1 protein-coding gene is annotated in these 890 nt (G+C 63.9%); it reads right to left on the reverse strand.

Annotated features, from left to right (window positions below):
* Positions 1 to 118: 118 nt before the first annotated feature.
* On the reverse strand, positions 119 to 577 hold the full coding sequence (locus ACFQ87_RS33175) for a hypothetical protein (protein ID WP_380614605.1): 459 nt from the start codon (positions 575 to 577) through the stop codon (positions 119 to 121).
* Positions 578 to 890: the final 313 nt, after the last annotated feature.

Here is an 890-nt window from a genome sequence, read left to right on the forward strand (position 1 = left end):
GTGCAAGGTGGGACACCGAGGCCCGGGTGTCAACTTCTTGAAAAAACTCGCAAAACAAAACAGCGGTTTCAGCCCCCCCCCCCCCCGCTCGGCGCCGCCGCGGAGCGCTGAGGCCGTCTCAGGTGCCGGTGTTCCACAGCGGCTGGTGGCCGGCGCCGTAGATGACGAGGTTGCCGTCCTGCTGGAACTTGAGGGTCGCGCCCGAGTTGCCGTAGGTGCCCGAGGCCCACAGCGCCGGGCTGCCGCCGTACCCATAGATGACGAGGTTGCCGTCGGGCTGGAACTTGGCGGTCGCGCCGGAGTGGTTCCAGGTGCCCGAGGACCAGATCGGGGTGGCGATGTTGTTGTAGATGACGAGGTTGCCGTCGTTCTGCATGGCAAGCTCATAGTTGTTGACGCAGATGGTCTCGCCGGGGGCGGTCCCGAAGCCTCCGTTGAAGGTCCAGTCGTCGTTGTAGTTGGTGTACTGGCACTGGTACGGGAATGGGTATCCGGCGTGCGCCGCGGGCGCGACGGTCATCGCGGCAGCGCTCGCGACGGTCACGAGGCCCGCGGCCAGGGTCTTACGCATACGCATGAAAGATCTCCAAGATCACGTCAGCAGACGGTAGTTCCGTGATCGTATAGAGGCACCTGATCGCCCCGCTCAGTTGATCCGAAAAACAGTCAGCCTCAGTCACGGTGCGTAGAGATCCGCTTGGCCTGAGCGCGAGTTCGGCTCTACCCAGCCCTGAGCTGGATCCAACGCCGTACCACGGAGCTCCCACCGAACAGTGATCTTGGTCGACACGGTTCTAGTACTGCAACCGCAGTTATGGGGTGTGGCCTCGGCGTTTGTAGTGGCTGCGGCGGGCCCGGGTCTGGCTACGCCGTCGCCAGTATGACCAGCG

The sequence above is a fragment of the Kitasatospora sp. NPDC056531 genome, assembly GCF_042794375.1.
Classification (GTDB): Bacteria; Actinomycetota; Actinomycetes; order Streptomycetales; family Streptomycetaceae; genus Kitasatospora.

Excerpts from the sequence above, each read along its gene's own strand:
- ACFQ87_RS33175 (WP_380614605.1), bottom strand. The coding sequence starts at position 577 with ATGCGTATGCGTAAGACCCTGGCCGCGGGCCTCGTGACCGTCGCGAGC.